At 71.0% G+C, this 7238-nt stretch carries 5 protein-coding genes and 2 pseudogenes; 6 read left to right on the forward strand and 1 reads right to left on the reverse strand.

The genetic code is table 11. From position 1 onward, the window contains the following. The 6 genes and pseudogenes from I59_RS22875 to I59_RS19900 all read left to right on the forward strand — a co-directional run. A pseudogene (locus I59_RS22875) lies at positions 1 to 187 on the forward strand (carbohydrate kinase family protein); the annotation flags it as partial. Between the two features lie 85 nt (positions 188 to 272). Continuing rightward, on the forward strand, positions 273 to 1538 hold the full coding sequence (locus tag I59_RS11760) for an ABC transporter substrate-binding protein (RefSeq protein WP_022904037.1): 1266 nt from the start codon (positions 273 to 275) through the stop codon (positions 1536 to 1538). Beyond that, a complete protein-coding gene (locus I59_RS11765; protein ID WP_022904038.1) occupies positions 1535 to 2491 on the forward strand; it encodes a carbohydrate ABC transporter permease in 957 nt (318 codons plus the stop codon). Before I59_RS11760 ends, I59_RS11765 begins: the two co-directional genes overlap by 4 nt. Next, complete coding sequence (locus tag I59_RS11770) at positions 2488 to 3378, forward strand: carbohydrate ABC transporter permease (protein WP_022904039.1); 891 nt, start codon at positions 2488 to 2490, stop codon at positions 3376 to 3378. Before I59_RS11765 ends, I59_RS11770 begins: the two co-directional genes overlap by 4 nt. Then, positions 3375 to 4046 (forward strand): sugar-binding domain-containing protein, encoded by a 672-nt coding sequence (locus tag I59_RS23750; protein WP_307120465.1) that lies wholly within the window; start codon positions 3375 to 3377, stop codon positions 4044 to 4046. The genes I59_RS11770 and I59_RS23750 overlap by 4 nt, the downstream gene beginning before the upstream one ends. After that, entirely contained in the window at positions 3965 to 6349 is a 2385-nt protein-coding gene (locus tag I59_RS19900) for a glycoside hydrolase family 2 TIM barrel-domain containing protein (RefSeq protein WP_307120466.1), read from the forward strand. Before I59_RS23750 ends, I59_RS19900 begins: the two co-directional genes overlap by 82 nt. A gap of 335 nt (positions 6350 to 6684) precedes the next feature. Here the strand turns inward: I59_RS19900 and I59_RS11780 are convergent. Next, positions 6685 to 7238, reverse strand: a pseudogene (locus tag I59_RS11780) (UDP-N-acetylglucosamine 1-carboxyvinyltransferase); the annotation flags it as partial.

The following is a 7238-nucleotide window of genomic DNA, read 5'->3' on the forward strand; positions in this document are numbered from 1 at the left end:
CGACTTCGCGGCGCTCGTCGCCGCGATCACCGTGTCCCGACCCGGCGGCGCCGCAACCGCGCCCCGACGGGACGAACTCGCACCGTGGCTGGCTGCCAACCCGGCCGCCGCGGACCGGGACCGGTACGGCTTCGTCACCACGGGCCTCCCGGCAGCGACCGCCGCACCGGCGGGCCGCGCCCGCTGAACACCGCACCACCCCCGGCTCCGCCACCCCAGCCCCACCAGTTCCCCCGCTCTTCCTCCCCTTCCACCCGACCACAGGAGACCCCATGCGCACCCCCACGAAGCGACGCCGCACCGCCGCGGTCCTCGCCACCGCGGTCGCCGCGGCACTCGTCCTCACCGGCTGCTCCGCCGGATCGTCCGCGTCCGACGGCAAGCTGACCGCGTGGCTCTGGCCCGGCGCCCTCGGCGACTCGGTCGTCTCGAGCGCGAAGAAGGAGTTCGCCTCCGACAAGCTGCAGGTGAACGTGATCGGCGGTGACTTCAAGCAGAAGCTCGTCACGACCTTCACCGGCAAGACGAACGTCCCGTCGATCACCGGCGTCAAGGGCGAGGACATGCCCTACTTCCTGCAGCAGTCGAGCCTCTTCACCGACCTGAAGTCGCTCGTCCCGGCGTCCTACCTCGCCCAGTTCCCGAAGTGGAAGCTCGCCGAGGCGACGACGTCGGACGGCAAGCTCATCGGCATCCCGACCGACATCGGCCCCTCGGCCCTGTTCTACCGCGAGGACGTCCTCGCCAAGGCCGGCCTGCCGAGCGAGCCCGCCGCCGTCGCCGCCGCCACGAGCACGTGGGACGAGTACTTCGCGTTCGGCAAGCAGCTCAAGGCGAAGACCGGGGCCTCGCTCGAGGTGTCCATGGGCGACGTCTTCAGCTGGTCGATGGCGCAGGCCGACAGCGGCTTCGTGAGCAAGTCGGGGAAGTTCACCGGCGACAGCGCGACGGTGAAGGAGGCCTGGGACCGCGCGGTGACCGCCGAGAAGGCCGGCATCGTCGCCAACATCGAGGACGGCAGCCCGGACTGGGCCTCGGCCGTCAACCAGGGCAAGATCCCGACCGTCATCGGCGCAGCGTGGCACGCCGGTGACATCAAGAGCGCCGCACCCGACACCTCGGGCAAGTGGCGCGTGACCGCCACCCCGGGCGGACCCGGCAACGCGGGCGGCTCGTTCCTCACCATCCCCGCAGCGACCTCGGACAAGAAGGCCGCCCTCAAGGTGATCGAGGCGCTGGTCGCCCCCTCCGCGCAGGCCACCACGTACAGCCAGGTCGGCAACTTCCCGTCCTCGTCGAAGGCCCTCTCCGAGTCCGCGCTCACCGAGGGCGACTCGTTCTTCGGCGGACAGGACACCGTCTCGGTCTTCCAGAAGTCGATCGAGTCGATGCCCACGAAGTACACCAGCCCCTACGACGCGCAGGTGTCGGCGCCGTACCTGGTCGAGCTGACGAACATCCAGGGCGGCAAGGATCCGGACCAGGCATGGAACGACGCGGTGAAGGCCGCGAAGTCGGCACTGGAATCGGCGCAGTGACCACGTCCGTCGCACCGTCGCTGGCGGGGCCGGGTCCCACGACCCGGCCCCGCCGGCGGGGCATCCGCCGCACCTGGCCGATGTACCTCGCGGTCGCTCCGTTCTTCGTCCTGTTCCTCGTCTTCGGGCTCTACCCGACGATGTACTCGCTCGTCCTCTCCTTCCAGGACTGGAACGGGCTGGGCGACCCCACGTGGGTCGGTCTCGAGAACTTCCAGAAGCTCTTCGCCGACCCGACGTTCTACCTCTCCATCAGGAACACGTTCGTCATCTTCGCGCTGTCGACGTTCCCGATGCTCGTCATCGCGATCGTCATCGCAGCGATGCTCAACAGCGCCGTCCGGTACAGCACGGCGTTCCGGATCGCCTACTTCATCCCGAACATCACGTCGGTCGTCGCGATGGCGGTGTTGTTCGGCTCGATCTTCGGGCAGAACTTCGGGCTCGCGAACACGCTGCTGCACGCGATCGGCCTCCCCGCGGTGCCGTGGCTGAGCACCCCGTTCGGCATCCAGGTCACGGTGTCGCTGCTCATCACGTACCAGTGGACCGGCTACAACGCGATCATCTTCCTCGCGGGCATGCAGTCGATCGGCGGCGAGGTCTACGAAGCCGCGAAGATCGACGGCGCCGGGGCCTTCCGGAGCTTCTTCTCGATCACCCTGCCGCTGCTGCGCCCGACCGTGATCTTCGTGCTCGTCGTCAGCACCATCACCGGCCTCCAGAGCTTCACGGAGGCCCAGGTCCTCACCACCACCGCCGGCTCGACGAACAGCGGCGGCGCCGGCCAGGGCGGCCTCACGATGGTCCTGTACTTCTACCAGCAGGCCTTCGGGTTCAACCGCTTCGGCTACGGTGCCGCGATCGCCTGGGGCGTGTTCCTCATCGTCGTCGTGTTCACGATCATCAGCTGGCGCTTCACCGCCGGCCGGAAGGAAGAGGCACGCGCGTGACCGTCCTGACCCGACCGACCACCGCGGCGCCGTCGAGCCGCACCACCGTGACCCGCCGTCGGCGTCGGGGCCCCGGCGCTTCCCGTGTCGTCCTGTACACGCTGCTCACCGTCGGCGCCGTGGTCTCGATCTTCCCCCTCTACTGGCTGTTCGTCATGGCGAGCAACACGACGAGCGACATCTACAAGTCGCCGCCGGTGTTCGTCCCCGGGCCCTGGTTGTTCCAGAACATCGGGGAGGTCTTCGACAAGATCGACTTCGGCGGCGCGCTGCTGAACACCGTCATCGTCTCGGTGAGCGTCACGGCCCTCGTGCTCTTCTTCGACTCGCTCGCCGCGTTCACCTTCGCGAAGTTCGACTTCCCGCTTCGGAAGACCCTCTTCACGATCGTGCTCGTGACCTTCATGCTCCCGATGCAGCTGTCGATCATCCCGCAGTTCATCACCATGACGAACCTCGGCTGGGTGGGGCACCTGCAGGCGCTCATCGTCCCGGCGGCGGCGAACGCGTTCGGCATCTTCTGGCTGCGGCAGTACATCCTGTCGAGCGTCCCCGACGAGCTCATGGACGCCGCCGTGATCGACGGAGCCGGGTTCTTCCGGCAGTGGTGGACGGTCTGCATCCCGCTCATCCGTCCGGGCCTGGGCTTCCTCGGCATCTTCACGTTCATCGGCTCGTGGAACGACTACCTCTGGCCCCTCATCGTGCTGAACGACCCGAACCACCTCACGCTGCAGGTGGCGATGGCGCAGCTGAACACGACGTTCGCGAACAACTACAGCATGGTGATGGCCGGAGCACTGCTGTCCGTCCTGCCGCTGCTCGTGGTGTTCCTCATCGGTGCACGGCAGTTCATCGGGGACATCGCGAAGGGCGCGATCAAGTGACGGCTCCCGGGGCCGTCGGACCGCTCGGCACGACCGCTCCGGGGTCCGGCTCGCGCCTGCCGCCGCGCGCCAGGCTCCGGTCGGACGCCAAGACGCTGTCGCTCGACGGCACGTGGCGCTTCCGGCTGCACGACCGGGCACCGCGGGACGAGGTCGACGGTGTCCCGCCGTTCGCCGTCGGCACGGACCGCGCGACCGGGCCCGACTGGTCCGACCTCCCCGTCCCCTCGCACTGGGTCCTCCACGGTCACGGCGCCCCCGCCTACACGAACATCCGCTACCCGTTCCCGGTCGACCCGCCCCACGTCCCCGACCGCAACCCGACGGGCGACCACGTCCGGACCGTGGACCTGCCGGACTGGTGGCCCGCCGGAGGTCGGACCCTGCTCCGCCTGGACGGTGCCGAGTCGCTCGCGCGGGTCTGGGTGAACGGCCGGACCGTCGGGTGGTCGACGGGCAGCCGTCTCACGACCGAGTACGACGTCACCGGACTCCTCCGCCCCGGCGCGAACACGGTCGCGATCCGGGTGCACCAGTGGTCGCAGGGGAGCTACCTCGAGGACAGGACCAGTGGTGGCTGCCCGGCGTGTTCCGTTCGGTCACCCTCGAACACCGCCCGGACGGCGGCCTCGACGACGTCTTCGTCACCGCCGACCGCGACCCGGTGACCGGCCGCGGCACCCTCGTCGTCGAGACGGTCACCACCGCGACGCAGGTGACGGTCCGTCTGCCCGAGACCGGCCTGGAGGCACGACTCGCCCCCGGCGCGCCGGCCCGGGTCGACGTGGGCACGGTGGACGCGTGGTCCGCCGAGGAGCCCCGGCTCCACGACGTCGTCATCGCCACCGACGCCGAGACGGTGCGGCTCCGCGTCGGGTTCCGCCGGGTCGAGGTCGTCGGCGACCGGCTGCTCGTCAACGGCGTACCGCTCGTGTTCCACGGCGTCAACCGACACGAGACCCACCCGGACCGTGGCCGGGTGTTCGACGAGGACACCCTCCGCACCGACCTGTCGCTCATGAAGCAGCACGGCGTGCAAGCGATCCGGACCGCGCACCAGCCCCCGCACCCGCGCTTCCTCGAACTGGCCGACGAGTACGGCTTCTGGGTCGTGCTCGAGTGCGACCTCGAGACGCACGGCTTCTGGGAGGTCGACTGGTCGGGCAACCCGTCGGACGACCCCGCATGGCGGGACGCGTACCTCGACCGCGTCCGCCGGACCGTCGAACGCGACAAGAACCACCCGTCGGTCGTGGTCTGGTCCCTCGGCAACGAGTCCGGGACGGGCCGCAACCTCGCCGCGATGGCCGACTGGATCCGCCGCCGCGACCCGTCGCGACCGATCCACTACGAGGGCGACACCGAGGGTGCGTACACCGACCTGTACTCGCGCATGTACCCCACCATCGAGGAGATCGACTCGGTCTGCGGCGACCTCGCCATGCCGGTCCACGAGGTCGGCCCTGCTGCCGGCGCCCGGCAACGCGCGAAGCCGTTCGTCCTGTGCGAGTACGGCCACGCCATGGGCAACGGGCCGGGCTCGCTCGCCGACTACCAGGACCGCTTCGAACGCTGGTCGCGGCTGCACGGCGGGTTCGTGTGGGAGTGGCGGGACCACGGCCTCCGGACCACCACCGACGACGGGGTCGCGTACTTCGGGTACGGCGGTGACTTCGGCGAACCGGTGCACGACGGCGTCTTCGTGATGGACGGGCTCGTCCTCTCCGACGGGACGCCGAGCCCGGCCCTCGCCGACCTCGGGCGGCTCTGGGCTCCGGTCCGCTTCACGCGCGAGGGGTCGTCGCTCACGGTCCACTCGCAGCGGGCGCACGCCGACACGGCCGACCTGGCCGTGGTGTGGGAGCTGCGCGTCGACGGACGCGTGGTCGACGGCGGAGCGCTGGACGTGCCTCCCGTCCGCCCGGGGCGCGACGTCACCGTCGCGCTGCCGAGCGACGCGGTCGCACCGCGTCGGGGCCGGGAGGCCCACCTGACGCTCCGGGCGTCCCTCCGGCAGGACACCGTGTGGGCACCGCGCGGGCAGGTCGTGGCCGAGGTCCAGACCGTCGTCGAGGTCGTGCCGCCGACGCCGTCGGCGCGCCCGTCCGGTGTGCTGCCGAGCGCCGCGGTCTTCGACGAGGACGGGGCGTTGCGGTCCTGGCACGGCATCGACGTCGCCGTCCTGGTGCCCGAGCTCTGGCGCGCGCCGACCGAGAACGACCGGGCGTCCGGCCAGGGCTCCTACGAGACGACGTCGCCGGAACTGAGCTCCGGACGGGGCGACGAATCCGTGCCGCCCTCGGCCGACCGGTGGCGGGAGCGGGGACTCGACCGGCTGACGCACCGTGTGACGGCGGTCGCGCGCGAGGGCGGTGTCCTCGTGCAGCGGTTGCGGTCGATGCCCGCCGGCACCGGGTCCGGCATCGACTCGGAGTTCCGCTGGTCGGGCGACGGCGACGACCTCCGGCTGCGCTGGAGCGCCGTGCCCGTCGGACCGTGGGACTGCACCTGGCCGCGGATCGGCCTGCACCTGGACCTGCCTGACGACCTCGGGGACGCGGTCGAGTGGTGGGGGACCGGCCCGCACGAGTCCTACCCGGACGCTGCCAACGGCGTCGTGGTCGGGCGGTTCGCGTCCGCCGTCGACGCCCTCGGCGTCCGGTACGCACGGCCGCAGGAGACCGGCCACCGTCCCGACCTCCGGGAGCTGCGCATCGGACGGCTCGCGATCGACGCCCTGCGCGGCGCGGGCGTGGACCTGCCCGGGTTCCAAATCGCCAGGCACACGGCGCAGCAGTGGGACCGGGCGGAGCACCCGCACGAGCTGCCGGCGTCCGACCGCCTGCACCTGTACCTCGACGCCGCGCAGCACGGACTCGGCTCGCGGGCGTGCGGACCGGACGTGCTGCCGCGGTTCGCGCTGTGGCCGCGGCAGGTCGCGCTCGAGGTGGTGTTCCGCGCGGTGTCGTGAGCGCCGGCTCCGCTGCGCGACGGGCGCTCGGCCGCGGCTGAGCGACGCCGCGCACGCGGTGCGGGTGCTCGGTGCTCGGTGCGCGGGTGCGCGGGGTGTGCCTGCGCTCGGTGCGAGCTTGCACACACGGTGCGAGGTGTTCGCCGTCGCACCGTGCGTGGAACCTCGCACCGTCGGGCTCGCCCCTCGCACCGTGCGAGCGGCAGCGCAGCGGGTGCGCGGGTGCGCGGGGTGTGCCTGCGCTCGGTGCGAGCTTGCACACACGGTGCGAGGTGTTCGCCGTCGCACCGTGCGTGGAACCTTGCACCGTGAGGACCGGACCGACGCCGCGCGACTCAGTCGTGGAACGTCTCGATCGACGCGCCGAGCGAGTTGAGGCGTTCCTGCAGGCCCTCGTAGCCGCGCGCGATGATGCCGACGTTGCGGAGGACGCTCTCACCCTTCGCGGCGAGCATCGCGAGCAGGATCACGACGGCCGGACGCAGCGCAGGCGGGCAGCTGACCTCGGCACCGGAGAAGTGCGTCGGGCCGGTGACGTCGAGGCGGTGCGGGTCGCGCAGCGTGACGTTCGCGCCGAGGCGGGTGAGGTCGAGCAGGTGGATCGCCCGGCCCTCGTACACCCAGTCGTGCACCAGCGTGGTGCCCGTGGCGCACGCGGCGATGACGACGAAGAACGGCAGGTTGTCGATGTTGAGGCCCGGGAACGGCATCGCGTGGATCTTGTCGATCGGCGCGTGCAGCTCGGACGGGTGCACCGTGATGTCGACGAGCCGGGTGCGGCCGTTCGCTGCGCCGTACTCCTCGGAGACGTCGAAACGGAGGCTCATCTCGGCGAAGGTCGCGAGCTCGATCTCGAGGAACTCGATCGGCGCGCGCGTGACGGTCAGCG

The organism is Curtobacterium sp. B8 (genome assembly GCF_000333315.1).
Classification (GTDB): Bacteria; Actinomycetota; Actinomycetes; order Actinomycetales; family Microbacteriaceae; genus Curtobacterium; species Curtobacterium luteum.

Bases quoted from the DNA above. Each gene is read 5' to 3' on its own strand.
- I59_RS11760 (WP_022904037.1), top strand. From the start codon at position 273: ATGCGCACCCCCACGAAGCGACGCCGCACCGCCGCGGTCCTCGCCACC.